The organism is Streptomyces sp. NPDC027189, assembly GCF_055566975.1.
Genome location: NZ_JBVHRI010000048.1, coordinates 1 through 26564 on the forward strand (window position 1 = coordinate 1; position 26564 = coordinate 26564).

Here is a 26564-nt window from a genome sequence, read left to right on the forward strand (position 1 = left end):
CACCGCCGAACCGGCCGAGGACGACCATCAGCTTCCTCCACAGCCGGAACCGAACCAGCTCGGCCAGTGACTACACCACTCGGCGGGACACCATCGGTCGCTGACCTGGGACCGCGGCAAGGAGCTCTCGGCACACGCCCAGTTCACGATCGAAACCGGCGTCCCGGTCTACTTCGCCGACCCGCACAGTCCCTGGCAGCGCGGCACCAACGAGAATACGAACGGCCTGTTGCGCCAATACTTCCCGAAGGGCACTGACCTTTCCCGGTGGACGGCGGAGGATATCGAGGCGGTCGCTGCCACCCTCAACAGTCGCCCTCGCAAGAGCCTCGGCTGGAAGACACCCGCCGAAGCCCTCAACGACCATCTACTATCGATCACATAAGCCGGTGTTGCATCCACTGGTTGAACCTGGTCAATATGTGTCTATCCGCTACACCGAGCGGCTGGCAGATGTCGGCGCTTCCGCCTCGGTTGGCTCCGTCGCGGACCCGTATGACAACGCCATGGCCGAGGCCCTCAACGGCACCTTCAAGGCCGAGCTGATCGAGATGCAGGGCCCCTGGCGGGACTTCGAGCAGGTCGAGCGGGCGATCTTCCAGTGGGTGACGTGGTACAACGAGGAACGCCTCCACTCCGCGCTCGACTACGTACCGCCCGCCGAATACGAACGCGACTTCCGGCGAAGCCTGGAAGAAGAACCGCAGGCCGCCTGAAACATGACCGGCGGACTCTACGAAACCCGGTTCAGCTCACTCCAGCCCGCTTTCCCGTGCGAAGGCGGCCAGGTTGTTCTTCCATGTCCAGCGGCGGGGGTCGTTGGAGCCGCCGGCGTCAGCGGTGATCAGGAGCCGGGTGGCATTCGGGTGGTCTGCCCGCCCGCGGTGCTGCCACCAGCGACGGATGGACTCCACGGCGAACTCGGCGGTGTCGTGGTCGGTTCCGACGTTGACCCATCCGGTGTTGTTGGCGATGTCGTAGATCCCGTAGGGGATCGCCATCGGCTGGTCGTTGGTGGTGAACGTGTGGCAGTCCACCTTGATCGCGTCTTTGCCCGGCCGCCAGGTGCGACCGGGCCGGTCACGGTTCCCGAGCCACTCCTTGGCCTTGGTGTCGACACTGATCACCGGCTGGGCGTCGTTGAGGAAGGCGGTGGCGGTGGCATTCAGGTGGGAGAACTGGGCATCGCGGTCCGGATGCCTGATGCCCTCCGTCGTCTTCGCGGTTCCCTGCAGGCTGTAGCCCAGGGTGTGCAGCAGGTGTCCGACGGTTGAAGCGCTGACCGGATGGCCCTGTGCGGTGAGGGTCGTGGCCAGGGCTCGCAGCGACAAAGTGGTCCAGCGTAAAGGGGAGACGGGGTCGCCTCGGGTGTGCGGCTCGATCAGCGACTCCAGCGTGGGCAGCAGACCGGAATCGGTGTCTGTCAGCCGCTTGCGACCGGCACCTGGAGCCCGGATCCGCAGGGTCGGCACGGAGCAACCGGCCAACTCGGCGATACCACGCGCGATAGTGGCGGTACTGGTGCCGGAGGCGGCGGCGACCCGGGCGATCCCGCCGTGGCCGATGGCGGTGGCCTCGCTGGCCAGGTACAGCCGACGGCGGCGCTCGTCGAAGTGCGGCAAGATCTGATCGAACTTGGCCCGCAGCGCACGGGTGGAGAGACAGCCTGGCAGACACGTGGTCATATGTCAGGCTCCCACCAACACCCGCCTACCGAGCACTTATTGAAGTACAGGCCCCGGCGGTGCCGGAGTACTGCCTTTGCACGCCGGCCGAGCGGATGCCCTTCTTGAGGAAGCCGGTGTCATCGACGATCAGAACGGCGTCCCGGTCCCCGAGGTGCTCGACGACGTAGTCGCGTACGTCGTCCAGGACCTCGTCGGCGTCCCACTCGATCCGGTTCAGTAACCGGTGAATGTGGTCGGGACCCGCGTGTCCGGCTTCTTCCGCGAGCGTCCAGCCGTTCTTCCGCTCCAGCGGAGCGATCAGTCCCCGCATATAGGCGAGCGCCGACTGACGCGGCTCCTCCCGGTTGAACCGATGAACGAACCGCTCGTGCACCGCGCTCAGTTCACCCGCCCACAGGTCGGATCGGCATCGCGTCCTTCCGCCCGCCGGACCTCCGCTCGCAGGTCGTTGTGGACAGTGATGGTGAAGCTCTCCTTCGCCCAGCGCGTGAAGATTGAGTGCAGCGTCTTCCAGGAGATGCCGTAGTCGGCTGGCAGGTTGCGCCACTTGTTGCCGTTGTCGGCGACGAAGCAGATGGCATCGATGACTAGGCGGCGGCAGTACTCCTCGGGATGCCCGCCGTTGCCGTCCAGCCAGGTCGGCTTAGGGCAGTAGTGGTACGAGGCACTGCCACTCGGCGTCGGTTATGTCTGTGGTGTAACGGCGGCCGGGGCACACGGTTGGCACCGTGGCCGAACCGGCAGGCCACGCACGAACAGCGGGCTTCCTCATCCTGGGTGACAGTGACGGGCGCGGCGGCGTACAACGGCATGACAGGACCTTTTGGCGTACCGGTCGGCTTCGACACCGCTGTTGCTATCAAGAGGTCCTGTTAGAGGACTTCGGCGGCCTTGCGGGCGAGCTGCTTCAGGACGGCATCGTCCAGACCGGCGGCGATGCCCTGGAAGGTGATGAGGGCGTCGCCCTTGTGGATCACGTAGATGCCGCTGCCCGAGTCGACGCCCTGTGTGCCGGCACCGAACTCGTCGGTGAGGCGGTTGTGGTTACGGCTGTCGACCTTGTTCCACTCCGTAGTGGACTCGGGCGGACCGATGCGACCGATGGACACCCACCTCTCCAGGCTGCCTTCCTTGGGCATCTTGTAGGTGCAATTGGTGGGGTCGGGCTTGCTGACGGCACCCGGCGCGTTCACGTCGATCATGAGATCGGTCGCTTTGACCGGCTTGCCGACGATCCTCTCGACCTCGCTCGCCGGCAGCTTGGCGCAGACCTCGCCGTCGGCGGACGACGTGCCGTCCGTGCCTGAAGACGAAGCCGGGGCTGTCGACTTGGGCGATACCGTGCTCCGCGTCGACCCAACAGTCGCGGGGGTGTTCTGCCCGCCGCCGGAAGGCGCGCCTGAGCCGGAGCCACCGCCACAGGCAGCCAGCAGAAACGCCAGCGCGACGGTCACCGCACCGGTTGTTGCTTTGCGCAGTGATCGCATATAGATCACTCCATTCCTCAAGCAAAGTGGTCTCGTAACCGCTGATCGGTGCCGGGCACGAAGTTCGCAACTCTGCGGCTGCGGTACTGAGGCTGTCGATACTGTCAGGGCTCAGGCCTAGCCGTACCGGCAGTTGCCACATCCCTGTTGCCGCAAACCAGGCCAGGCCGGCCATCCAGCTTGGAAAGAGCAACACAACTGCTCCCACTGCAAGGTCTGCACCCGCGTCGAGCACACCTTCGCCTGGTCAATGATCATTCTCATGAGACGCCGTCTCGCACGGGCCGACTCCCGCTCCTCCCCGAAATGATCAGTTCACGGGCGGGCACTCAGCAGAGCACTGAGTTGAGCGGCAGGAACAAACACCCGCGCCGGATCCATGCCGACAGCACCCACCGCCGCCCCGACCAGCAGCCGTGCTCCGGGAACATGCCCGTTCACCTGCCGTGGTCAGGGTCATGGTCGGGCCGACCATGTGCAATCCCCCCTTCGCGGGCGGTGCGCAGCCCAGGGAAGTGACGCGCCTCCAGCGACCTGTCTCGGTCTACTCGGCCGAGCCCGGCCGGGTGGGGTGTCTCTCCCGGACGCAGCTTGCTTCTCGGTGCTCCGCGTGGTGCCGCATCCAGAGCACGACGTCACAGACCCGTAGTGCGCTGACGGTGTCAGGCACACCGGAGGACTGGCGCAGGTCGCCCGCCAGGGCCGCGGCTGGCATGGCACCAGGCCGAGCTCGCGCATCAGCGTGCGGACCAGTTCTGCTCCGGCCTGCACGTTCATCCGCTGGAGCGCGGCGTGGACACGCCGGTAGCCGTAGGTCTCCTGCGAGTCAGAGAAGACCTGGAGGATGATGGCGCTCAGTTCCGCCCGGCGCTTCGCGGTGGCCGACAATGGCCTCGATCTCCAGTGGTAGAAGCCCGACGTGGATACTCCCGCCCAGGTGCACATCTGCTGCACGGGAAAGTTGTCGGCCTCGCCGTCGATGAACTCGTACTTATCCTCACCGGTATTCCTGGGCGAAGAAGGCCGCCGCTTTTCCCAGGAACTCGGTCTTCATACGGAGTTCCCGGTTCTCGCGTTCCAGTTCGCGCAGGCGGGCGCGTTCGCTGATGTTCAGGGGAGGCTCATCCCCGGCGTGCTCTTGCCGGTACCGGCTGACCCAGGTGCCCAGCGTTCCCTCGTTCACTTGTATCTCTCGGGCGACCTCGGCGATCGGGCGGGACTCCACGACCACCATCTTGACCGCCTCGTCCCGAAACTCAGGACTGAACTTCCTACGCTTCTGTGCCACGTGCTCTCTCCGCCGTTCTGGACTTCGATCCTATGGGGACCGCTGTCCGAGAACTTCGGGGCGGCTCAGTTCACTATGCCCCGGACGGCGGCACACGCCCCAGCCCGCCGACTCAAGCTGAGAAACGACGAAAGCTCGCAGAACGACCTCTTGGGTGATCTGGTCCGCCAGGCCGCCGCAGCCGGCGAAACGGCCGCGCCCCGGCACAACCTACGAGGGGTATCGCCGAGGTAAGCCCAAAAGGAGCCCATGGGATGATCTTGAACCGCTGAACAGCAGCAGGAATAGCGCTTTCGCCCCGGCCGCCGCGAGTTCGGCGAGCATAGGTGGCAGGCCGGGGAGGCCGACGTGGAGGTGGCGATGAGGGTCGTGTTCGTGCACGGGGCGTGCGTGCGGGACGGGGCGTGGTGGTGGCACCGCACCGCCGAGCTGCTGCAGGAGCGGGGGGTGCCGAGTGTGGCCCCGGCGCTACCGAGCTGCGGCGAGGCGGGCCTGCCCGGCAGCGTCGGCGGTCCGGGGCTGCCCGAGGATGTTGCCGCAGTGCGGCAGGTGCTGCAGGACAGCGACGAGCCGACCGTCGTGGTCGCCCACAGCTACGGCGGCATCATCACCGCGGAAGCCGCCGCGGGCGTCGGGTCGGTACGCCACCTGCTGCTGGTCTCCAGCTACCTGCCCGAGGTCGGGCAGAGCCTGTCGGAGTTCGGGGACGGCAGCCCCGCCCCGTTCCTCGACGTCGACCCCGACGCCGGCACCTTCGGGGTCCGCCCCGAGCTGCTCGTGGACACATTCCTGCAGGACTGCGACCCCGAGGTCCAGGCGCAGGCGGCGGACCACCTCGCCCGGCAGAGCGTGCAGGTGACCGGGCAGCCGGTGGGGGCGGCCGCATGGCAGCAGGTGCCCTCGACGTACCTCATCTGCGCCCAGGACCGCGGCACCCCGCCGTCGCTGCAGCGCGAGTTCGCCCGTTGGGCCGGCAGCGTCGTCGAGCTCGACGCCGGCCACCACCCGTTCCTGTCCCAGCCTGCAGCGGTCCGGGACCTGCTGCTGAGCCTGTGACGCTCATCGCGCGTCGGAGAGAAGAACAGATACAGCTCGTGCGCGGTGATCAGCCGCTTGAACCGCGGATACGCGGTCCGTTCGATCGAGGAGTCCGTGGCGAAGGCGCAGGCGTCCCATGGCGAGGACGCGACGGTTCACGAAATGCCCGACAAGACTGCGGCCAAGAAGACGACGAAGAAGCAGCCAGCCAAGAAGGCGACCGCTAAGAAGGCGGCCCGCAAGTCGCGCAGCGCTTAGCGGTTGTCCGGCGGATCAGGGACGGACCGGGAGGCGGCGGGCCGGGGGTGAGCCGTCGGCGGGCACGGTTCCGCTCGTCACGAGGGCTTCGTCCGTGTCGGCGAACTCCCAGCGGGTCGCGTACGTCCCGCGGTCGGACGGCCATTCGGCGCGGACGACAGGGCGACTCAGCAGGCTTTCGAACCAGTCGGCGCACCGCTGCGCGAGCTCCTCGACCGTGCCGGAGACCTGGAAGTAGCCGCGCTCGGGAGACTCGTGGAGGTTGAAGAGCTGGTCTCGGACCTTTCCCGCCCGCACGTGGGAGCCGTAGAAGTGCACGGCCCACTCGCCGAGTAGCAGTTGGCGCGCCTCGTCGAGGAGGGAGATATGGACGAGGAGTGACGACTCGTCCTCGGGTCGTTCGACCTGGCTGGGAGCCGACGGCACCCGCCAGGCGGTGGCCCGGGCGCGCAGGGCCGCAAGGAAGGCGAGCTCCGCCTCGTCGAAGTCCCAGGGCTCCTCGTCGTACTCCTCCGGGTCCTCGACCGCGAACCAGCTGTTGATATCCACGGAGAGATTTTAGGTGTGTCCGGTGGATCACGGGCGGAGTCATTACCGGATCGCTGTGGTCGTGACTGTGCCATAGCCGGGAACCGCTGAAGGGGGCCAGCTCGTCGCCGGGGTCTAGATGCTCAGCGGAGCCACCATGCGGTCACGCTGCGGGGCAGCTGACCGCCCTGCCGATCAGGGTTTCCAGGTCCGCAGGACTGTGTCGGTCACAAGGCCTTCTGCAGAGCCCATAATTCCCCACAAGGGCGACCTCTCCGCTAGCGCGGCGGGGCGGGCCGAAGGGGTCGATGCCCTAATGGCACTTGGCCACCTGCGCGGCGGCGACAGGGGCACTACGGATGGCCGGTCATACAGGGCTGCTACTTCCGCGGTGCGATGCCCAAGGAGCGGATGAGCTGGACCAGTTCTTCGCGGAACAGTTTCTCCGGGCTGAGGGCCTGCGTCTGCAGGTGGCCGTAGATCTCCAGTGACACCAGGCCATGCAGGTGGCTCCAGATGCGCAGGGCCAGGGCCACGGCGGCCGGCGGCAGCTCGGGGAAGGCCGGGCGGACCTTGTCCAATAGGCCTGGGTCGAAGTCGGACCACTCGAAGTCGCTGTCCATGTAACGGAGTTCGGCCTGCGGCCAGGCAGCGGCCGCGAGAGCGGTGATCCCAGTGCAGACGCGGTGGGCGGCGTCCGGGGCGGCGCCACCCTCGGGGGGCCGGTAGCCGGGGACGGGATCGCCGTAGATGAGGCGGAATCCCTCCGGGTTGGCCAGCGCCCAGTCTCTGAAGGCGCAGGCCCATGCCTGGATCCGGGCGGCCGGGTCGTGCGCGGGGGTGGCCTCCCATGCGGTGTCCACCGTGTCGGCCAGCGAGGTATAGACGCTGTTGATCAGCGTGGTGACCAAGTCGTCACGAGTGGCGAAGTATCCGTAGATGGCGTTGGCCGTCATGCCCATCTCGCGAGCGATGGCCCGCAGCGTGATCGCGTCGGGCCCGCTCGAGGCCATCAGCTCCAGCGCGACCTTCTTGATCTCGGCAGCCGTCTCCGCGCGCAGCCGCTCGCGGCGCCCCTTAGTGCTCCCCACGCTTCCCATAGTCGCCACTCTACAGCGTCACATTATTGAGCTCTGTATTTTTTCTTCACGCCGTATAGTTACTTCTAGCCGTGCAAAAGGCGGCGGAACCCACCCAGGGGAGAGCTATGCATATCGGAGTCATCGGGGCCACGGGCACCATCGGCAGTCGCGTCGTCACCGAAGCCCTCGGCCGGAGCCACCAGGTCACGGCCTTCAGCCGCGACGCCACCCGGATCGAGGAGGACCGGAAAGACGTCACCTGGAAGAGCGTCGACGTCCTTGACGCCAAGGCAGTCGCCGCCGCCATACCCGGCCTCGACGTACTGATCAGCGGATTCCAGCCCGGAAACGCCGCCAAGGACATCGCCGACACCGTGGCCCGCTCGATCGCCGATCCCATGGCCTACGTCACCGCCGCGCGAGCACTCCTTAAGGCGCTGGAGAGCCACCCGCGGACCCGGCTCATCGTCATCGGCGGTGCCGGCAGCCTGGAGATCGAGCCCGGAGTCGTACGGGCCGACTCCGACGAACTCCTGCACGAAACCCTCGATAAGATCGGCCTGCCAAGGGGGTACGCCGCTGCGGTGCGCGGCCACCGCGATGCCCTGAACGTCCTGCGTACCTCCAACCGGCTATGGACCTACTTCAGCCCCGCGGAGGACATCGCACCCGGCGAACGTACGGGCCGGTTCCGAATCGGAGGCGACCAGCCGGTACTCGACGCGGAAGGACACAGCCGCATCTCCGCGGAGGACGCAGCCGTCGCCCTCGTCGACGAGGCGGAACTACCTCGCTTCATCCAACGCCGCTTCACTGTCGGCTACTGAGCACGCCAGCGGACCAACCTCCAGCCGCCGGGCGGCCCTGAGAGTGTGTCACTGCGTCTACTGAGACCGTTGCACACGGAAGCGGCTCCGATATTCCCCGTAGGAAGTTCATCTACTTCCCCGCGGGGAGTATCGGGCTCTGTCACAAGATCTACGACAGAGCCGAATTCGATGGCCGCTGACACCGCAGCGGATGCCGGTCTGTTCCCGCAGGTCCAAAATCCAGTGGTCGACCTCCCGGGACTCGCCCGGTCGAAGCGGACAGCGACAACGTGCGAAGCGGTTGAACAGGAAGCTCACAGACCGCCGTGTCACCGGGTGTTGACGGAAGGCGGTTTCCGGGCCACGTTGCTGTTCCGGTCCCGCCAGGCGCTGCGGTGAGCTCGGGCCGCCGATTCGGCGTCGCGCAGGGCCGAGGCGGGGACCGGCAGACGGCACAGGGCGTCCAGGGTGGTCAGCATGTGCTGGGCAAAGCGCTGTCCAAGAGGGGTGAGACGGCCGGAGGACAGGGTGACGGACGTCGCGTCGTGGGCGGCCAGGCGCCACCGGGCGAACTGGGCGTGTGCGATGACGCGCAGCGCCGGGTCGGGTTCCGTCTCCCGGCGACGCTCCCAGAAACAGGCGACGCCCAGATGCGCGTACGCCCCGTGGAGCAGGCCGTGGAGGGGGCGCGGGTCGGGGCGCCAGGGGGCGTAGAAGCGTTCAGCGCCGCCCGGTTCGAATAGGTCGAAGAGGTGCAGCATGGCTGCGAGTTTGTTGTGCTGCGTCTCGTGCGCGAGTGTCACCGCGAAGGCCGTCGCCGAGGTCGGTGGGGACAGCGCCACACAGCCGAACGCTTCCGCACTGCTGCTGCTCCTGGTGCCGCGACCGGGACTGTTCAGTGGCACCAGCAGAAGCGGGCTGAAGGCAAGTTCGGCGTACACCTCGGGATGGTCTGTGCGCAGGATCCGGCAGGCCTCCCGGGCCGGGCCCGCCCAGCGGCGCGCCTCGGCGGTGCCTAGACCCCGAGGGTGGGTCGCCGAGTCGGGGAAGTACGGCGGGTCGAGGGTGTCCAGGAGCAGTGGGGCGCCGCTGTCGAGGGTGGCGAGCAGATGGGGGCCATACCAGCGGCCTGCACGGGAGCGGCCGTACCAGGGCAGCTGCGACGGACTGTTCGACTCGCCGCCGCCGTACGGGAGTCCGGGCACCATCACCGGCCCGTTCGCGGCCGTTCCCGTCGCGCTCGTCAGCGTGATCCGGCATTGGCCCGACCCGTCGACATGGACCTCGGCGCGTTCGTTGCGGCACGCGTCGGCGAAATGGGCCCGGCCCAGGGACGGCAGGGCGACCCAGGGGCCCGTGAGGGGCAGTTCGGTCCGAGCCGAGAAGCCCGCATGTGCCGCTGCCGACACGGCCAGGGCCGTGAGCCGGTGGACGGGCGGCGGGAGTCGGCTGTCGGGGCGGCCCAGGTCGGCGAGCAGACCGAATAGGGTGGGCCCCGTCGACGGATGGGTCAGGACGGCCGTCGCCGCCTCAGGGGCTGTGCGCGTGGCGTCGGTGAACAGGCTCCACGCGCGACCGGCCGCCTCGGCGACGGCTCCCCCAGCCTCCCGCGCCGCCACGGTCACGGCGTACGCGCAGGCCAGGCGTCTGCTGTGCTCGGCGCGGGCCAGCAGCCGCATGGCCGCAGCTCCGCCGCCGCCCGCTGCGACCGCGTCGAACAGCGCGCCGGGCATTCTGTACGGCGACGGGGTCATGCCACCTCCGCGGACATCGACGCACCGCCCGGCGACGATCCCGGCACGACGCCCGGTCGACGCCCTGCCCCGAGGTTCTGTCGCGGGTCACGGGTGCTGTCCTGCGGTGCCCCGGCGGTGGAGGGCTGGTCTCGAACGTCGGGTTGCTGTCGGTCGGGCGGGACGGTCTCCCGCCGGTCCGGTGTGGCGTCTCGTCGGCGGGGCTGCGCACCGGCTCCTGGTCGGGAAGGCGCCGGAGCCGGCTGCTGCGGCGGTGCCTCCGTCTTCGCCCCCGCCGCCCGCCGTACGTCCTCGCTGAGGCGTTGCCGTACACGACCGATCAGTTCGGTCAGGTCGGAGCAGTACACGCTCGGGTTGGCGAAGCCCGTGTCGGGGCGGTAGCGGGTGGCGTAGTGGCCGCCTCCGCACACCTTGTGCAAGGGGCAGGTGCGGCAGGGGGCGGACAGGGCGGCGGTGCCCCACTGGCGGGCCGCGACGCCGGGGTGGAGCAGCAGAGTGTCGAAGGAGTGGTGGTGGATGTCGAGGCCGGTGCGGGCAGCGCCGTCGTAGGCGGTGCGCAGGGTGTCGTCTTGGGTGAGGGAGCCGTCCGTGTCCACGACCGCGTACCGTACCGGGGACAGACCGAGTACTTCGGTCTCCGGTGCAGCGCCGAGCAGTAGGGCGAGCAGATTGTCCAGGAGCCGTACCGAGGTTTCCTTGCTTCGTGCGCCGTACCAGCGTTCGAAGACCGCCCAGAGCCAGTCCGCGTACGGAGTGCGCCGGCTGCGCGGGTCCAGGCCGGGCGGCGGGGTCCGCCAGTTGCCCAGCGGAAGAAGGAAGTCGACGGCTGGCGGGCTGTGGGTCAGCAGGGCCTCGTACGTGCGTACCGGATCGTTGCGCAGGTCGATCGTGCACAGCAGGGCGCCGAACAGATGCCGGTGGCGGTCGCTCGACAGACGCTGCAGAGCCGCCTCGACTCGGGTGTGGCTGCCGCGGCCGTCGGCGCCGCGCCGGTGCCGGTCGTGGGCGGCTCGGCCGCCGTCGGTGCTCACGCCGATCCGTACGTCCAACTCGGCGAGTAGATCGAGACGTTGCTCGGTGAGGCGGAGGCCGTTGGTCTGGAGGCTCAGGTGCAGGCGCACCCCGTCACCGACCGTCGTGCGCAGTGTCCGCACGGTTCGCGCGAGCGCATCGTCGCCGATCAGCAGCGGTTCTCCGCCGTGCAAGACTACGCCCGCTTCTGTCACCCGATGTGCGGACAGGTGCTCAGCGATTCGCTCCGCCGTACGGGTGACGATCGATGGGGTCATCATGCGCGGCTGGCTGCGCCAACTCTGGTCGTGTGAGCGGTACATGTAGCAGTAGTCGCAGGCCAGGTCACAGCGGCTGTGCACTTTCAGGACGAAGGAGTGCAGTGGATGGGGCACCCAGCCCGTCTTCCGGTGTTCTGCCACGTCGGCAACCCTCGGCCAGGCTGGTTCGGCGGGGTATGGGGATGGTCGGCTCATCCGCTTCTTCCTGAAGGCGTGCAGCGCGAATTTCGCCGGGCATGGCAGACGGCGCACTCCGCTCGGCCAGTTTCGTTCGGGGAAGCTCCAGCGTCAACAACAGGGATGATCCGGCAAGAGCCCTGTTCCCACCGTTGAACGGTGGGAACGGTAGCGAGCGGCTGCCTGCTGGCAGTCGGCGACGCTAGGGTGGAGATCCTCCGACGCCAGATTCCGCCGACACCCCATGGAGTGACCTGCATGGCAGCCGCCGACGGCACCGCTCCGACGGGGGTGGGGCCAGGAGTCGGAGCGGGCCAGAGCCCGGACGCCGAGGTCGAGTCGGTCGTTCTCGACCTCAGCGCCCTGTCGGCTGAGGACGTCGCGGCCTTGCCCGACTCAGTGCTGGGCGCCGTGTTGCGCCGGGTGTACGACAGCTGCGCCGAGGGCGTTCCCTTCGTTACCGGACACACCGAGGGCGCATGAAAAGCGGACCGCGCGGGACTGTTGCGGACGCCGTGCGCTGGATATGTGGCGTGTGGTATCAGCACTTCTCGTGCGCCTGTTCTGTCAGTGTCTTTCATCGCCGCGCCGAGCGGAGAAGTCATGCCAGACTCCAACCCGCCTGATCGGCTGGGGCCGTTCACGGTCTTCCTCGCCACCTCCGAGAACCTCGGTCGGAGTACGACTCTGCGCAACGTCGCCGATGTCCTCGCCGACACCCATCACAGCGTCCTTCTCGTCGAGGGCCGCGGCGGCGAACCCGGCGGGGCCCTGCCTCGCCCCGAACCCGGCCGCGTGCACACCGCGACCATCCCGGACGGAGCCGCACTCGCCGCAGTCGCCGAGGACCCCGTCGCCATGGCGTATGACCATCTCCTCGTCGAGGCCCCGGTTCCGGACGCCTCCGAAGCGGCCGAACTGGCGCGCTCCGCCGCGTACGCCGACACGCTCGTCGTCTGCTTCGCGATGGCCGCCTGGTCCATCGACGGGGCTGCCGCGCTCGCTGAGGATGTGATGGTCCGCAGGGGCGGCCGGCCCGTGCGGCTGCTCGCCCTCGGCCTCAAGAGCGACACCGGCGGGCACGACCGGCTGCGCGACGCCCGCGAGCGGGTGCGCCGGAAGTTCGCTCCGGTCGCCGCCACGCTCGGCGCCACCGACGTCCCCTTCCTCGAGATCCCGTACAACCCGCTCTACCAGGACGGCCGCAGCCTCGCCGCCGAGTCCGAAGCAGAGGACGCCGGCCCGGTCAGCGGGCTGCGCCTGCACTACGAGCAGCTCGCCGACTGGCTGCGTGCCCGCCGCACGATCCGCCTCACCAATGTTGTTGTTGTCCACTCGGCCCGGCACGCCCTGTGGGCCGCGTGGCTGCGCGACCGGCTCGCCGCCAAGGGCGTGCGCACCGAGTTGCGCCGGGCCGGCACCTACGCCGGTGAACGCCCCGGTCCCGGTACAGCGCTGCTCTTCCTGTCGCCCGACGACGCCGACGACACGCTCCTCGAACAGATGGGCGCCCTCTCCCACACCGACGTCCGCATCCTGCTCGTCGACGAGCCGTTTCCGCACAGCGAGGCCGCCCATCACGAGCAGGTCGACCTGCGTGACACCACCGAGGACCAGGCTCTGCGGCTGCTGTACACCGGCCTGGGCCTCGGCGCGCCGGAACCTGGTGACAGCGACGGCGGGGCCAGGTTCCCCCGGCTGCCGGAGACGACCAACGTGGGGCCGCCCGGCAGAGCCTTCGTGGACCGCGCCGAACTGCTCACTGCCCTCCACGAGGAGATACGCGCGGCCGCCCGCGACGGAGCCTGCCTGGTGCTGCACGGCCCCAGCGGCTGGGGCAAGAGCGACACGGCGCACGAACTGTGCCACCGATACGGGGCCTCGTACGACGTGGTGTGGTGGGTGTCCGCATGGGAGCGGCAGCTGGCCGAGGACGACTTAGGCCGGCTCGCGGGCCGGCTCGGCGGGCCCGAGGACCGGCTCGGAACCGGCGATGACGCCCTCCTCCCGCTGCTGTCCCGGCTCTCCCGCACCGGTGACGAGGCAGGCAGCTGGCTCATCGTCTTCGACGGCGTCCCTGACCCCGTCGAACTGCTCGGGCTGCTGCCCGTGCCCCACGAGCGAGGGCATGTGCTCATCACCAGCCGTGCCGCACCGTCCGGAGGCGACCCCGGGCAGGAGGTCCGGCCGCCGCGGCTGCGTCCCTTCGCCGTCACCCCGATGAGTGCAGAGGAGAGCCGCGCACTGCTCGCCGAGCAGGTGCAGGAGATCAGTGAGCGGCAGGCCCGGCAGATCGGCAGTGTCGTGGACTTCGTCCCGCAGGCCCTTCACCTCGCCGCCCTCTGTCTGGCCGAACGGACCGCTGCGCATCTCCGCGACGACCACATGACCCACGAGGCGGCCGTCCGATCCGCCGTCTCCGACCTGCTCACCGAATACCGTGTCGGCAAGACCGAACTCCTGCGCACCAACGACGCGGCATCCCCGGTGGCCGTGATGGTGGGGGTCGCCCAGCGCGTCGTACAGAGCACCCCCGGCGCGGTCGCCTGGCGCGCCGAGAGCCCCGGAACCGACGCCGTCGGCTGGTTGCTGGGCGCCGCCTCCCTGCTCACCGGGCGCGGCGTGAGCCTGGAACTGCTTCGCTCGCGCCGCATCCTGTCCGAGTTGGCCGGTGACGACGAATCGTCGGCACCCCGCCCAGCTGGCGCGGAAATCCTGCTGCCCGACGAGCACATGGTGAGCGTCGCCCTGTGGGCCCTGACCCGAGTGGGCCTGCTCGACGTCGACTTCGACCGTGCCCGTCAGCCGCTCGTCCAACACCACGGGCTGCGCGACCTGATCCGGACCCGCATGGACCCCACAGAGCGCGCGCACATCGAGGCGGTGCTGCGCAGCGTCCTGTCGGAACACGTCCCGTACGACCCCGGCCTGCCCGCCGACTGGGCCCGCGAGGTGTACTCGTTGCGCCTGTGGGAGGACACCAGGCCACGGGTGCGCCGCTCGCTGCTGCGTCACCTCAATGCGCTCAGCCAGCGCTCCGAGGCCGCCGACCTGGACCGCCTCCTCGACATCGCCGGACGGGCCCTTGTCCACTGGAGAACCGACAACAGCGACGAACAGACCCCCGAGTGCCTGCGCCTGCTCAACTTCGTCGCCCGCGCCCACCGGCTGCGCGGTGACTACGAGCGCTCCCACCAGAACGCCCAGGAGGCGCTGCGCGGTCACCGCCGGCTCCTCGGCATCACCCACCCGCGCACCCTGCTCTCCGCCGACTCCTATGCCGCCACGCTGCGTGTTCTCGGCAGATTCGACGACGCCCTGATGCACCTGCGGCCCGTCCTGGACGGCCTCACCCTGCTGCTCGGGCGGCAGCACCCGGCCACCCTTCAGGTCGAGCACAACCTCGCCCTCACCGAGGCGCTCACCGGCCGGATCGTCCCCGCCCTGACCGCGATCCAGGACCGGTTCCGTTACCGGCGGGCCGTCGGCGGCAACGACGACTCAGCCGCCTGGGGCACCGCCGATCTGCTCGCCTATCTGTACCGTGCTGCTGGACGTGACGGTGAGGCACGCGATCTGCTGCGCGAGAAACTGCGTCGGCACGGCGGCCAGTGGAACCTCGCCCGGCTCCGTACCGAGGCCGGCCTCGCGGTCAGCGAACGTCGGCTCGCCGACGGCTTTCCCGGTCTCAAGGACCCTCTCTACGGCTACGAACTCGCCCACGAACGCGACCTGCGTGCCCTCGGCATGGCCGTCGACCGATTCGGCCCCGACCGTTACGTCACCGTGGGCTTCCGGTTCGGCTACGCCGCCGACCTGCACGCCCTCGGCAAAGCCGACGAGGCCGAACACCAGGGCCGGCAGTGCGTGGAGGCACTCGCCCGCTGGTTCGGCCCGGGGCACCCCTGTGTCGGCTTGGGCCAGGTGCGCCATGGCGTCTATCTGCGGGCCATGGGCGAGGTACTACCGGCCGAGGAGGCCGGCCGGGGCGCGCTCGACCTTTTCGTCCACAAGCTGGGCCGGGCCCACCCCTGGGTCGCCGCCGCGGAGAACTCCCTGGCGGCCACGCTCGCTGCGGCCGGCCGCGAGGAGGAGGCCGTCGCACTCGTCCGCACTGCCCTAGCCCGCCTCGGTGACCTGGGCTTCGCCCACCGCCTCGACGGCCGCCGGGTCAGTGCCCACCTGGACCGCCTCACGAGAGCCGACACCACGCGTCCCGTACCGCCTTCGGGCTACGACATCGACCTGGAACTGCCCGGCTTGTGAAGCCGCTCGCACCGCAGCCCGCACATCACCGACCAGCGAAAGGCGAGCACCCGTGGCAGACTCCGCACCGCACGCGAGCACCACGCTGAAGGAGTCCCACTGGACCCCGAGATACTACGGCCGGATCACCGCACTGTGTGAGGAGACCGTCCGGCGGACGCCCGCGATCCGCTCCCTGGTCCACTACAGCAACGGCATCCTCGACTTCGTCGTCCTGCGCGCGGACCGCACCCCTCGCGCCGGCCTGGTCACAGAGTCCGGCGACGAGTGGCGGAACGAGTCGCTGCCCGGCGACAGACTGCTGCTGTGCGCCCAGGATCTCGGCGCCGAGCTGCGCCCGCTGGGGACCGGCGAGCTGATGCGCACGCTCCTCGCCAACGAGTGCGGCGGCATGTGGGGCGGCCGGGCTCGCCCCAGCGAGTTCCTGGCCGCCGTGGCGGACGTACCCGAAGGCGTCCCGGCAATGGACCAGGCGATGAACCGGCTCGTCACTCGAATCCGCACCGAAGTGCACGCACTCCCCGACGAATTGCCCGGCGGCGCCCCCCAGGCGGAACCGCACCTCCAGACCGGGGAGGCGGCCGCGGGACTGCACGTCGACTTCGGTACCGCCGCGGCCCCGGACGCCGCGTACGAGCAGCGGCTGAGCGAGCTGTGGCAAACTCACCTGAACGCGACGGACCTGCACTACGCGGGCTACTACCGGAACTGGGCCCTGGTCTGTGCCGGCGACGTCTTCGACAGCCCGGAACTCGGCCCGCGCTTCCTGGGCTTCAGCGTGCGGACCAGGAGAACCGCCTACCGTGACCTGCCCCGCACCTTGCGTGGCCATCTGTCCCGCCTCAGCGACGCCCTCGGCCTGATTGCTCTGTCCCCGGATGGCGGCACCTCCGTGGACAGACTGGTCCTCGACGTACAGGAAGGCGCAGTTTACGTCCGCTGGACGTCCTCCCGCGCCTTCCTCGTAGGCATCACGCTCGACCAGTGGCAGGTCGCCAACGCGGAACGGCGGCTCGCGGACCTCGCCCGGGACGCGGGTGGTGTGGCGGTACCGCGGCCGCGATGAACCCCCTCAAGGCACTGTCGGGGCGTTCATCGCGCCCCACACCTCCTCGGCGAGGACCTCCACCGTGCGGGTCGGGACCAGCGGGTGGCCGGTGCTGTCCAGCAGATGCACCGGCAGCACTTCGACCGCGCACGCGTACTCCCGGCAGATCCGGCGCAGTTCACCCATCTGGAGATCGGTCGGCGTGCCCGGCATGCCCGCCCGTGCCCAGGTCGCGACAGCGCCCCGGAACTCCTCCGTCAGCGTCCGTACCAGCGTCGCGCAGCCCAGGACGTTCAGATCCGCCGATGTCTCCGCCGCTCCCCGGGTCGCCGTCTCCAGTACCGCCAGCGTGTCCCGGAACCGGCGCTGCACCGATCCCGGCAGCACCTGCGCCGCGGCGTGCTCCGGTTCGGCGTCCGATGTGTCTCGGCCCGCCGTCGGGGCGTCCGAGGCCGGATGCGCCCGCGACGTCGTCCCGGCCGAATCACGGGGCAGCTCGCCGAAAGGGACCGTCTGCCGCTCCAGTTGCACCAGCGCCTCGTGCAGGCTCCGTGCGAACCCGCCTTCCCGGTAAACCAGCGGCCGGGACCCGATCGACCGTCCGAGCTGATCCTGCGTGGCCTGCGACACCAGCCCGTTGACCACCAGCAGTGCGCCGAACCGCGCCGGGCGGACCGCACCGCGCAGCCCGTTCACGTGGGCGACGACGCGTTCGACGTCGGCGGCAAGCAGCAGGGAACGAGCGTAGATCACCGCGATGTAGGCGTTCGACGCCGGCGACAGCCAGTACAGCACCTCCTCCCGGCCGCCGGCCGAGCGTGCCAGCCGGACCGGCACCGGATCGCTGGTGGCGGTGAGCCACTGGCCCAGGTCGAGCGCGTCATGCACATCGCCCAGGACCCGCGGGTAGGAGACCCGCTCGTGCAGCTTCCGTACCGCCCTCAGCACCGTCGCCCCGGAAACCCGGCGCACCACGCCCCCGGCGTCCTCGCTGAGTTGCCAGGCCTCCCGGCACGTCTTGAGCACCTGGCGGGGTACGCCCTCGGTCAACTCGTGGAGCAGACGCAACGCCTCGTCGTCGAAGGGTCCCGTCAGCGGCGCGTCGTCGGCCGTCTCCTCGTCTTCGGACGGTGTTTCGGCCGCTCCCTCGCCCGAGGCCAGGTAGCGGGCCACCAGCTCGCCGGTATGCCCCTGGTCGAGGCCCGTCGGCCACAACTGCACCACCCGTTCGTGGGCGCTCTGGCGCAGCGCCCGCAGCCCGTCGGGCGAGCAGCAGAACACCAGCAGGCCGCCGCGGCTCGTATAGACGTTGATGAGACGTTCGAAGGCGTCCAGGAACGTGTGTCGGCTCTTGTCCGGCCAGGCCAGCACCTTCTCCAGCGAGTCGAGCAGAAGGGCATACGGCTGTCCGACCCGGCCGTGCAGAAAGCCCTGCACGGTCAGCGCGTCGAAGACCCGCTCGATGCCGACCGCGAGGTCGGTGCGCTGACCGGACGGGCCGATTGCCTCGGTGATGCCGCGCTCGCGCAGCGGCTCGGCGGGCTCTGCGCCGTTCAGCCAGTGCCACACCATCCGATTGAACGGCGGCTCGAGCAGCAGTGCGAGCGCGGTGGAGAACCTGCGGTGCTCGGTGACCTCGCCCAGGGTGTCGCGCAGATCGGCGTGGATCACCTCGGGGTCGTAGCGTAGCGCCGACACGACTTTGTCCGGGTCGAGCGAGCGGTCGCGCAGCCCGGTCGCGATCTCCTGCAGGGTGTCCCGGCGTGGGTCGTCGTCGGCCTCGGCGACCCGGCTGGCCGTCACATACGCGTAGTAGTCGCGTACCAGCTCCTCGAAGGCACGCTTGCCCTCTTCGGTGTCGCCGGGTCCGCGCAGCCGGTCGCGGTAGAGCCGCCCCATGTCCTGCGCCGGTTCGTCCACGATCCACGTCGCCGCCCGGGGATGCCGCGCCCGTATCGCCTGGTAGGTCCGGCGCAGGGCATGGCTCTTGCCGAGTCCGAACTCGCCCACCAGGGCGATCGCCCGGCCGCGCCGGCCACCGGCGGCGGGCGGCGCGAAGTAGTCGTCGACGAGCGACTCGACGTGCTCGATCAGCGGGGTGTCGATATCGGCGTTGCCCGAATCGGCCGCCCAGACCCGCGCCTCCCCCAGGTCGGACATCGGCCCGAGGCGCACGACAGGGGTCAGCGGGAAGGGGTTGCGGTGCCAGGTGTGTCCACTGGTCGGCGTCACGACGGCACTCCTCGTGTGTTCGGTCTCGGGCCCGCAGCGGCGAGCGGGCTGCGTCTGTTCCGTTGTCCCGTTCCTGTGTACGACTGGAACGGTCGGACCGGGAGTCCTACGGCTAGGCAGGGTTGCAGGGCTGGCTGTCCGGGGCGGGCGGGGTACGTCCCAGACTCGCGAGGTCGAGGGTGGGAGGGGCGAGGTCGGCGGCGGTCACCCACACCCGGGCACCCGCGAGTCTCTGCCGCTCGGCGATGCGGAAACACTCCCGGCGCAGGTGCCGTACGTCGGCGAGGCGCCACGGGTCCTCGGCGGGGCCCTGCCGCGGGATCATGGGGAGCGTGGGCGCGTTCTCGCCGTCGGGATGACTGCCACGAGCGGCCTCGGTGAACTTGACGGTGTCCTCCGCGGCCAGCAGACCGAGCGAGAGATGCGTGACCGCCGTGTTCGTGGGCAGCTCCGCGATCACCTCACTCGCCGTTCTCGGATTCTGGTGACTGATCTCGACGAACAGCATGATCCGGCTCTGCGCGTGACTCAGCCAAGTCCTGAGGAACTTCGTCCGTACGTCGCCCCCGGCGTCCCGCCAGTCGATGTGCGGGACGATGGCGAGTAGCAGACGGTTCTGCCGGGCGAGCAGCCTGCTGATGCCGGTGAACGCCTTGCGGACGTCGTTCCCGGTGAGCGACGGGTCGAGCGACACATCGGGAAACGCTTCCTCCAGCGTCTCAACGATCTTGTCACGTATGACCGAGTTGATCTGCGGGGTCTCGGCGAAGTCGCCCCTGGCGTCCCAGCTGACCTCTCTGCTGTGGTTGTCGTAACCTCCGGCCATCGCCACGACGAGTTCCGGCGCGAAGCGGGGCTGCGACCGCTCGTCGAGTTCTTGCCTGAGCTTGCCGAGATACTCGTGCGCCAAGTGCACGCACCGGTGAATGAGCGTGGTCTTGCCCATGCCCACCGGCCCGGTCACCACCACCAGGTGCCCGCGGCGCAGTTCCGGAAGCAGCAGCCCGGGCAACTCGTCCTGGAAGCACTGCTCGAACCGTTCCAGCTGAGCCCGGGTGTGGTCGACGTCCACCCACTGACCGGTATGGCTCGGCTCCTTCCACGGCACCAGCGGATGGTCGTCCTTCGGCCGGACATGTTGGGGCGGCAACTGGTCTTTCAGTTCCGGCACATACACCCCGAACGGGTTCTCGTCAGACTCGTCGACCAGTCCGGTCATTCCGCCCCCCTCGCCGCCCGGGAGCGCACCGGCCGGTTTCGAATGATGACCCAACTCCAGTACAAAAACGTGCGATTGAGTTCGGGCAGGGCGCGCAGACAGCGTTCGACGGACGCGTTTTCCCGGTGCGCGACACGGGTGAGGGCTTCCGAGTCGAGTAGGTATTGGCCCTCGCTCTGCGGCAGCGGCTCGGCCAGCGGCAGCCCGTCGGCGAGCCGTTCGGCCGCCGCACGCCGGGCCGAGGGGCCAGGGACCCGGGAGAGGAAGACGGCCAGCGCGTCCCGCGCGGTGCGCACCGCCGAGTGGTCACACCGTGCGTCCTGCCGGTACTGGGCGAGATACTCGTGCACGGCCCCTCGGTATGCACTCTCCGCAGTCCTCAACTCGTGCTTCAGCGCCCGCCGTTCCGACAACCCGCGCTCGTAGGACTGGCCGCCCAGGGTGAGCAGCGCACCCGCCAGGAGCAGGGGCAGCTGTTTCACCAGGGCCACGAACCAGCCGTCCGCGCCCTCGTCCTGTGCGGACGTTGCCGGGGATTCTGACTCTGCGGCCATGAGGGCGGCGCAGGCCCGCCCGAAGTCGTCGTCCTGGTCCTCGGCCCACCGTTCCAGCGACACCCCCTCGTCGCTCTTCAGCAGCCCCAGCCGGCCAGCCGCCACGAGCAGGTCGGCACGATGGGCGGGAGCGAGGCAGTACACCAACTGGGCATCCCTCTCGGCGGAATCGGTGTCCCCAGCGGAAGCCGACGCGGCACCGGCGGCCAGCAGCAGGAGTACCGCCCCGGTGACCACGCGCACCTGCCGTCCTTGCCGTCGGCGGCCGGGGGAAGCAGCGCACCGTGTCATCGGCCGGCTGCTGTCACCCGCCTTCCCTCGCACACCTGATCTCCTCGCCTGCCGCATCAGTGTCTCCCCCGTCCGGCGCCCGGTCCCTCACACGCCCGGTAGGTCTCGTACGTCCTGCATTCCGGGCGGCCGCAGCCTGTTCTACATCTCTTGCATTCTCCGCACCGCCGTAATCCGGATACATGACCGCGGCTGCGCTCTTCACCCCGCGCGTACGGAGCGAGCGCCCGCCGTCGGAAGAGGGCTTCCTGAACAGGCACTGCCGCCACCGCGGCGGCGGCAGCGCCCACGGCGGGGTCAGCTGATGCTGGCGGAACAGTTGGCGTGCTGGAGCTGATCGGAGAGCTGACGGTTAAGGATGACGGCACGCTAGCTCGCCGGGCGTCACGGACCAGCCGCAGGGCCGCTGGCCCTACATGAGTCCTATGAGGCGGGCGAACCACCCTCCTGGGGTGTCCAAGTCCACGACCCACGGGAGGACTGAGGTTGATCCCCGGGCGTGGACACCGGGTTTCATGCGACGAGTGACAGCGTACGTGACGTGATCAATTGCTGTTCGTACTCGGCTGGCGCGAGGTAGCCGAGGGCGGAGTGGCGGCGACGCCGGTTGTAGTACGACAGCCACCTGAATAGCTCCAGCCGTGTCTGCGCCTTCGAGGTCCAGCGCCTTCCGTGCAGCAACTCGCGCTTGAGGCCCTGGAAGAACGATTCGGCGAGGGCGTTGTCATAACTTGAGCCGACGCGGCCCATGCTGCGGCGGATGCCGTGCCGTCGGCAGACCTCGGCGAAGGCGGCCGATCCATATTGCGCGCCCCTGTCCGTGTGGAAGACGACGCCGTGGACGTGGCCGCCGCGGGCGGCCACGGCCATCTCGATCGCGTCGGTGACCAGCGAGGTGCGCATGCGGTCCGTGATCGACCAGCCGATCACGCGCCGCGAGCAGATGTCGATGACCGTGGCGAGATACAGCCAGGTCGAGCCGACGGCGACGTACGTTATGTCGCCGCACCACTTGGTGTTGAGCACGTCCGCCGTGAAGTCACGCATCACCAGGTCCGGCACAGGCGGGGCCGTCGTGTCCTGAATGGTCGTGCGCTTCTTGCGCCGCAGGTGCCGTCCGTACGGGTCGAGCGCTTCGAGAGGCCCGCGGCCTTCCGGGACTACTTCAAGACCAACTACGGCCCGACCATCGCCACCTACCGCAACGTCGCGGACGACCCCGACCGGGTCGCCGCGCTGGACAACGCCCTCGACGACCTCGCCCAGCGCCACATCGACGTGGCGGACTCCGCCGGTATGGATTGGGAGTACCTCTTGGTGACGGCCCGTAAGCGCAGGTGAGGAACAGAGCGTCGGCCGCCTCGCCCCTGACGCGTCTCTTGGATGCACGTCAGGGGGCGGGGACGCGATGCGCCACCCTGTCTCCGATGGGTGTAGTTCGCGCTGAGGGAAGGTCGCCGATCAGGTCGTGAGGTCGTAGTCGTGCTGGTCAGGGGCGGGTAGAGGCGTTCGTGTTCGCGGGCGAGGTGGTAGCACCACGCCACCCGCGAGCACCAGCGTCTCTATCCGATACCCGACCAGCAGGAATACGACCTCACCGCTTGATCACGGACTGCCTTGCGAACAGACTGCACCAGTGACCGCAGACCTGCCCGCCTTCCGCTACCACCCCGACCCGATCGCCAGCGGGTCCATCCGCGAGAGCACCGAGACCTGTGCAAACTGCAACCGCAACACGGGGTGGATCTACACCGCAACCTTCTACACCGCTCAAGAGGTCAACGGACGCTTCTGCCCCTGGTGCATCGCAGACGGCAGCGCCGCCGAACGGTTCGCAGGCGAGTTCACCGACTCCTATGGACTCGAAGGCGTCAGCGAGGAGACCCTGCACACGGTTACCCGCCGCACTCCCGGCTTCCATGCCTGGCAGGATCCGCACTGGCTCGTCCACTGCCACGACGCAGCCGCCTTCATCAGCGAGGTCGGACACAACGAACTGGCAGCCCACCCCGAGGCCCTCGGCCAGCTCAGGCACGACCTACGCATGAACGGCTGGCACGACGCAGCCCAACTCGAGCAGTTCCTGACTCACCTCGGCGAGGGAGCCACGGCCATGCTCTTCCGCTGCACCGTCTGCGGCACCCACATCGCCTACGCCGACGCCTCATAACCCGCCACACAGTCCGGCAACCCGCGAGATCGAACCGATCATCCCTTCAAAGGATCCGCACCCATCGCGGATCCTCAGACGAGCGCGAAGATGCTCGGCCCCGACATCAACGCCCTGCCGTTCGTCAACCGGGCCTTTTTGCCCCAGGACCCCTACCGGGCCGCGCCCACGGCCACCGACCGGCGTCTGGCCGCGCGCGGCCGAACCGGCTGGCTCGCCGCGGCCGCCCAGGACGGGCACCTGGAGGCGAACATCGTCGGCAGCCGCGGATGCCCCTACAACTGCACCTTCTGCGGCGCCGCCGTCAGCGCCAACCCCGACGTCACCGTCCGTGTGCGCGCTGCGGAGAACATCATCGGCGAGCTCGACCAGCTGCACGACGAGCACGGCGTGACCGCTTTCCGCTTCGTCGACGACCTCTTCCTCGGCGTCGGCCGCGTCATCGACGAGCAGATGGCAGCCTTCACCCGGCACCGCATCGGCGAGCGGTACGTGTGGGACGCCACCGGCCGCATCAACGTCCTTGAGCGCCTCTGCGACCGCGACCTCGAACGCCTCGTCGCCAACGGCCTGCGCGAAGTAGCGCTCGGCATCGAATCCGGCAGCGACCGCATCCTCACGGCGATGGACAAGCGGATCAACGCCGAGATGACCGAGCGTGTCGCCCGCCGCCTGGTCGCCCACGGCATCGGCGTCAAGGGCTACTTCATCCTCGGCTTCCCCGGCGAGACCCAGGAAGACCTGGACGCCACCGTCCGCCACATCCGCAACCTGTGGGCCATCTCCGACCGCAACCCCGGCGAGGTGCGCGCCAGCGTCTTCGAGTTCCGCCCCTACCCGGGCACCCCCGTATGGCAGACCCTCATCGAAGCCGGCCACCACGCGGATGCTCTGCTCGCCTACGGCGACGTCGACCTCACCGAAGACGGAGCCGACGAGTCGATGCGGCAGCGCGACGAATTCAACTTCTCCGTCGGCATCCAGTTCGGCGACGTGCCCCTGCCACGGATCCGTACAACGCTCGCGACGCTCACCCGCGAGCAGCACCAGAGGAACCACAGCGGCAGGGAAGTTGCGGCATGACGGGTGAGCGCACCGGGTGGTTCGTGACGATCGACGGCCCCAGCGCCGTCGGCAAGTCAACCACCGTCGCACAACTCCACCGCCACCTCACTGAGCAGGGTGTAGCCGCGGACCGGACCACCGAGCCGTCCACCAGCGACCTGGGCGAGTTCACCCGCAAGAACGCCGGCAACATCCACGGCCTGGCCCTCGCCTGCCTGGTGGCCGCGAACCGGTACGAGCACATAGCCGCGGAGATCGAACCGGCCCTGCGCAGAGGCGACCTGATCATCAGCGACCGCTACCTCGCGTCGACCTTCGTCCTGCAGCAACTCGACGGCGTCCCACGTGAGTTCCTTAACGCCATCAACCACTACGCCGTCATGCCAGACCTTGCCGTCATCCTCACCGCCGAGCCCGGCATCATCGCCGAACGCCTCGCCGAGCGCGGCATCACCCACCGCTTCCACCTCGACCCCACCGCACCAACCCGGGAAGTCGACCTGTACGGCGACGCTGCCACCTACCTCACAGGCAAGGGCGTGAAAGTACTGCCCATCGACACCAGCAACGCCACCCCATCGGACATAGCGCGCCGAATCGCCGACGAGATCCCAGCCCTGCCGCTACCGTCGGTCTCCTCCCCCACCTATCCGACCCCCCAGGAAACATGAACGGACAGCCGGCACAGCCCGTCATCGACACACACGTCATCCTCCGCGACGGCGACAAGATCCTCTTCTCCCAGCGGGGCGGCCCCTACGGGCACGGCCGATGGCACATGCCGTCCGGCAAACTCGACCAGGGCGAACCCCTGAGCATCGGCGCCGCCCGCGAACTGCGCGAAGAGACCGGCATCACCGTCGACCCAGCCCATCTGCGCCTCGTACAAATCGTCCACCACCGACAAGAAGAACACGTCGAGAGGATCGGCTTCTTCTTCGAAGCCACCAAATGGGAAGGACAACCCGTCAACAACGAACCGGAAAAGTGCCTCGCACTCACATGGTTCACCGTCCACGACCTGCCCGACGACATCATCGAATACCCCAAGGCCGGCCTCCTCGGCTACCTCAACGGCACCGGCCCGCTGAACGAGCACGCCTGGACGCAACAACCGCTCCGGCCAGCAGCAGTCTTGCCGGGCACACCCCGGGACTGACGCCTGGACCGACGTGCCTGCCCAGGATGCCTGGTCCCTCGTCGCGGACGTGCGAAAAGTTGGGGGTTCCTCGACCGGTCCCGGAGGCGGTGGGTTATCGACCAGATTACGGCTGTCAATGAGAAACGGCGGCGCTGTCATGTCCGGGAAGGCCCGGAGGCTGGGCCAGTAACGGCCTGTCTGGTCGCACAGGCCGGTCCGGTCCTGGGACGCGTGGAGCTGGGTAGGGATACGCTCGGTGCCCGCCGGCCGTCTGAGTCGGCTGACGCAGACAGGTGACGGGGCGGGAAGTTCGGGGGCAGACCGGTGGATGCGCTGACGTTGGTGTCCGCGCTCGTGGCGCTGGCTGGTGCGGCCATGGCGGCGGTACTCGGCTACTGGACGCAGCGGCGCCTGCGCCTGCTGGAGCAGCGAAACCTGATGGACTCCTACGGGGCCTCGCTGGCCTGGGCCGCCTACGACCTCAATGCCAGGATGTACAACATCCTGCACGGCCATAAGGTCGACCTCTCCTCGGGCCCTTCCCGCGGCTTTATGACCTCATTCCATCTGCATGGCACGCCGGAAGAGCGGGAGTATGTGCGGCGCAGCACGGTGTTCGTGCTCGCCGAGTACTTGGGGTGGGTGGAGATCCTGCGCCGGGACGTTCAGTTCCTCGACCTCGGTCAGTCACGGGCCAATCAGCGCGCCATGACGATGATCTCGTCGATCGGTACAGCTCTGAGTCGCATTTCTGCTTCCAGCAACGCACTGCGCCTCTTTCGCGCGCAGCAACGGGCCGTCGGCGAGCTGATGGCCCATCCGGAGGGGGAGCCGGGGCGGCGCAGGTGTCTGGGATACGCCGAGTTCTGCGAGAAGCTCGATGGTGACGAGACCTTCCGTCGCTGGTTCGCCCCGCTCCTTGCGGACGTCGACCGGCTCGCCGAGGACACCGCACCGGCGGTGCCCCGGCTTACCGAAGTCCAGCAGAAACTCATCACCCTAATCGACCTGTTGGACCCAAAGGCCGAGCGGTTCCCGCAGTTTCGGGAGCCCTTTCCTCAGACGTCCGCCGACGGCCGGACAGGACGGCACTGAGTGTCGGAGCGGCCAACTGAACCGCCCAGTGGCTTCCCAATGGAGAAGTCAAGCTTCGGAGCGTGTGTTGGGCCCGGTGGAC

25 protein-coding genes and 4 pseudogenes are annotated in these 26564 nt (G+C 68.9%); 15 read left to right on the top strand and 14 right to left on the bottom strand.

From position 1 onward, the window contains the following. Positions 1 to 94: 94 nt before the first annotated feature. Both ACZ4RZ_RS47900 and ACZ4RZ_RS47905 read left to right on the top strand, forming a co-directional pair. Positions 95 to 385 (top strand): annotated as a pseudogene (locus ACZ4RZ_RS47900) (IS30 family transposase); the annotation flags it as partial. A gap of 37 nt (positions 386 to 422) precedes the next feature. Continuing rightward, a complete protein-coding gene (locus tag ACZ4RZ_RS47905; protein ID WP_467753918.1) occupies positions 423 to 716 on the top strand; it encodes a transposase in 294 nt (97 codons plus the stop codon). Between the two features lie 39 nt (positions 717 to 755). On the opposite strand, the pseudogene ACZ4RZ_RS47910 reads toward ACZ4RZ_RS47905, so the two are convergent. The 6 genes and pseudogenes from ACZ4RZ_RS47910 to ACZ4RZ_RS47935 all read right to left on the bottom strand — a co-directional run. After that, positions 756 to 1685, bottom strand: a pseudogene (locus tag ACZ4RZ_RS47910) (ISAzo13 family transposase); the annotation flags it as partial. Between the two features lie 52 nt (positions 1686 to 1737). Further along, positions 1738 to 2085: pseudogene (locus tag ACZ4RZ_RS47915) on the bottom strand (transposase); the annotation flags it as partial. Beyond that, on the bottom strand, positions 2067 to 2321 hold the full coding sequence (locus ACZ4RZ_RS47920) for a transposase (RefSeq protein WP_467753962.1): 255 nt from the start codon (positions 2319 to 2321) through the stop codon (positions 2067 to 2069). The gene ACZ4RZ_RS47920 and the pseudogene ACZ4RZ_RS47915, both read right to left, overlap by 19 nt. 239 nt (positions 2322 to 2560) lie before the next feature. Further along, positions 2561 to 3175, bottom strand: coding sequence for a hypothetical protein (locus tag ACZ4RZ_RS47925; RefSeq protein WP_467753919.1), 615 nt, complete (start codon positions 3173 to 3175; stop codon positions 2561 to 2563). Between the two features lie 456 nt (positions 3176 to 3631). Next, a complete protein-coding gene (locus ACZ4RZ_RS47930; protein WP_467753964.1) occupies positions 3632 to 4120 on the bottom strand; it encodes an IS3 family transposase in 489 nt (162 codons plus the stop codon). 52 nt (positions 4121 to 4172) lie between these two features. After that, complete coding sequence (locus ACZ4RZ_RS47935; protein ID WP_467753920.1) at positions 4173 to 4463, bottom strand: transposase; 291 nt, start codon at positions 4461 to 4463, stop codon at positions 4173 to 4175. A gap of 360 nt (positions 4464 to 4823) precedes the next feature. Between ACZ4RZ_RS47935 and ACZ4RZ_RS47940 the strand changes: the two genes are divergently transcribed. Then, on the top strand, positions 4824 to 5519 hold the full coding sequence (locus tag ACZ4RZ_RS47940; RefSeq protein WP_467753921.1) for an alpha/beta fold hydrolase: 696 nt from the start codon (positions 4824 to 4826) through the stop codon (positions 5517 to 5519). Positions 5520 to 5564: 45 nt separating this feature from the next. Next, a complete protein-coding gene (locus ACZ4RZ_RS47945) occupies positions 5565 to 5759 on the top strand; it encodes a hypothetical protein (RefSeq protein WP_467753923.1) in 195 nt (64 codons plus the stop codon). A 15-nt stretch (positions 5760 to 5774) separates the two neighbouring features. Here ACZ4RZ_RS47945 and ACZ4RZ_RS47950 read toward each other — a convergent pair whose 3' ends face one another. After that, complete coding sequence (locus ACZ4RZ_RS47950; protein ID WP_467753924.1) at positions 5775 to 6308, bottom strand: hypothetical protein; 534 nt, start codon at positions 6306 to 6308, stop codon at positions 5775 to 5777. Between the two features lie 359 nt (positions 6309 to 6667). Continuing rightward, positions 6668 to 7387: a TetR/AcrR family transcriptional regulator gene (locus ACZ4RZ_RS47955; RefSeq protein WP_467753925.1), complete on the bottom strand. Its 720-nt coding sequence runs from the start codon at positions 7385 to 7387 to the stop codon at positions 6668 to 6670. A 107-nt stretch (positions 7388 to 7494) separates the two neighbouring features. On the opposite strand from ACZ4RZ_RS47955, the gene ACZ4RZ_RS47960 reads away from it, so the two are divergent. Further along, a complete protein-coding gene (locus ACZ4RZ_RS47960; RefSeq protein WP_467753926.1) occupies positions 7495 to 8196 on the top strand; it encodes an NAD(P)-dependent oxidoreductase in 702 nt (233 codons plus the stop codon). A gap of 311 nt (positions 8197 to 8507) precedes the next feature. Here the strand turns inward: ACZ4RZ_RS47960 and ACZ4RZ_RS47965 are convergent, their stop codons facing one another. Next, on the bottom strand, positions 8508 to 9932 hold the full coding sequence (locus ACZ4RZ_RS47965) for an aKG-HExxH-type peptide beta-hydroxylase (RefSeq protein WP_467753927.1): 1425 nt from the start codon (positions 9930 to 9932) through the stop codon (positions 8508 to 8510). After that, entirely contained in the window at positions 9929 to 11365 is a 1437-nt protein-coding gene (locus ACZ4RZ_RS47970) for an FxsB family cyclophane-forming radical SAM/SPASM peptide maturase (protein ID WP_467753928.1), read from the bottom strand. Before ACZ4RZ_RS47970 ends, ACZ4RZ_RS47965 begins: the two co-directional genes overlap by 4 nt. 294 nt (positions 11366 to 11659) lie before the next feature. On the opposite strand from ACZ4RZ_RS47970, the gene fxsA reads away from it, so the two are divergent. From fxsA to ACZ4RZ_RS47985, 3 genes are all read left to right on the top strand, one after another. After that, a complete protein-coding gene (fxsA, locus tag ACZ4RZ_RS47975; RefSeq protein WP_467753929.1) occupies positions 11660 to 11884 on the top strand; it encodes an FxSxx-COOH cyclophane-containing RiPP peptide in 225 nt (74 codons plus the stop codon). Between the two features lie 120 nt (positions 11885 to 12004). Beyond that, positions 12005 to 15667, top strand: coding sequence for an FxSxx-COOH system tetratricopeptide repeat protein (fxsT, locus tag ACZ4RZ_RS47980; RefSeq protein ID WP_467753930.1), 3663 nt, complete (start codon positions 12005 to 12007; stop codon positions 15665 to 15667). Positions 15668 to 15719: 52 nt separating this feature from the next. Continuing rightward, the gene (locus ACZ4RZ_RS47985) at positions 15720 to 16733 is read left to right on the top strand and encodes a hypothetical protein (RefSeq protein ID WP_467753931.1); all 1014 of its coding nucleotides are present in this window, start codon (positions 15720 to 15722) and stop codon (positions 16731 to 16733) included. Positions 16734 to 16739: 6 nt separating this feature from the next. Here ACZ4RZ_RS47985 and ACZ4RZ_RS47990 read toward each other — a convergent pair whose 3' ends face one another. The 3 genes from ACZ4RZ_RS47990 to ACZ4RZ_RS48000 form a co-directional block, all read right to left on the bottom strand. Next, on the bottom strand, positions 16740 to 18947 hold the full coding sequence (locus ACZ4RZ_RS47990) for a hypothetical protein (RefSeq protein WP_467753933.1): 2208 nt from the start codon (positions 18945 to 18947) through the stop codon (positions 16740 to 16742). 112 nt (positions 18948 to 19059) lie between these two features. Next, complete coding sequence (locus tag ACZ4RZ_RS47995) at positions 19060 to 20166, bottom strand: P-loop NTPase family protein (protein ID WP_467753934.1); 1107 nt, start codon at positions 20164 to 20166, stop codon at positions 19060 to 19062. Then, positions 20163 to 20963, bottom strand: coding sequence for a hypothetical protein (locus ACZ4RZ_RS48000; protein WP_467753935.1), 801 nt, complete (start codon positions 20961 to 20963; stop codon positions 20163 to 20165). The genes ACZ4RZ_RS47995 and ACZ4RZ_RS48000 overlap by 4 nt, the downstream gene beginning before the upstream one ends. A gap of 230 nt (positions 20964 to 21193) precedes the next feature. On the opposite strand from ACZ4RZ_RS48000, the gene ACZ4RZ_RS48005 reads away from it, so the two are divergent. Continuing rightward, positions 21194 to 21316 (top strand): hypothetical protein, encoded by a 123-nt coding sequence (locus tag ACZ4RZ_RS48005; RefSeq protein ID WP_467753937.1) that lies wholly within the window; start codon positions 21194 to 21196, stop codon positions 21314 to 21316. Positions 21317 to 21524: 208 nt separating this feature from the next. On the opposite strand, the pseudogene ACZ4RZ_RS48010 reads toward ACZ4RZ_RS48005, so the two are convergent. Beyond that, a pseudogene (locus ACZ4RZ_RS48010) lies at positions 21525 to 22130 on the bottom strand (IS3 family transposase); the annotation flags it as partial. Here ACZ4RZ_RS48010 and ACZ4RZ_RS48015 point away from each other — a divergent pair. The 6 genes from ACZ4RZ_RS48015 to ACZ4RZ_RS48040 all read left to right on the top strand — a co-directional run bounded on the left by ACZ4RZ_RS48015 (position 22122) and on the right by ACZ4RZ_RS48040 (position 26482). Then, the gene (locus tag ACZ4RZ_RS48015) at positions 22122 to 22352 is read left to right on the top strand and encodes a hypothetical protein (RefSeq protein WP_467753965.1); all 231 of its coding nucleotides are present in this window, start codon (positions 22122 to 22124) and stop codon (positions 22350 to 22352) included. The pseudogene ACZ4RZ_RS48010 and the gene ACZ4RZ_RS48015 overlap by 9 nt on opposite strands. A 295-nt stretch (positions 22353 to 22647) precedes the next feature. Continuing rightward, positions 22648 to 23181: a CbrC family protein gene (locus ACZ4RZ_RS48020; RefSeq protein ID WP_467753939.1), complete on the top strand. Its 534-nt coding sequence runs from the start codon at positions 22648 to 22650 to the stop codon at positions 23179 to 23181. A gap of 90 nt (positions 23182 to 23271) precedes the next feature. After that, positions 23272 to 24264, top strand: coding sequence for a B12-binding domain-containing radical SAM protein (locus ACZ4RZ_RS48025; protein WP_467753941.1), 993 nt, complete (start codon positions 23272 to 23274; stop codon positions 24262 to 24264). Beyond that, a complete protein-coding gene (gene tmk / locus ACZ4RZ_RS48030) occupies positions 24261 to 24917 on the top strand; it encodes a dTMP kinase (RefSeq protein ID WP_467753942.1) in 657 nt (218 codons plus the stop codon). Before ACZ4RZ_RS48025 ends, tmk begins: the two co-directional genes overlap by 4 nt. Next, positions 24914 to 25405, top strand: a complete 492-nt coding sequence (locus ACZ4RZ_RS48035) for an NUDIX hydrolase (RefSeq protein WP_467753943.1) — start codon at positions 24914 to 24916, stop codon at positions 25403 to 25405. The genes tmk and ACZ4RZ_RS48035 overlap by 4 nt, the downstream gene beginning before the upstream one ends. Before the next feature lie 306 nt (positions 25406 to 25711). After that, the gene (locus ACZ4RZ_RS48040) at positions 25712 to 26482 is read left to right on the top strand and encodes a hypothetical protein (protein WP_467753944.1); all 771 of its coding nucleotides are present in this window, start codon (positions 25712 to 25714) and stop codon (positions 26480 to 26482) included. Positions 26483 to 26564 lie beyond the last annotated feature (82 nt).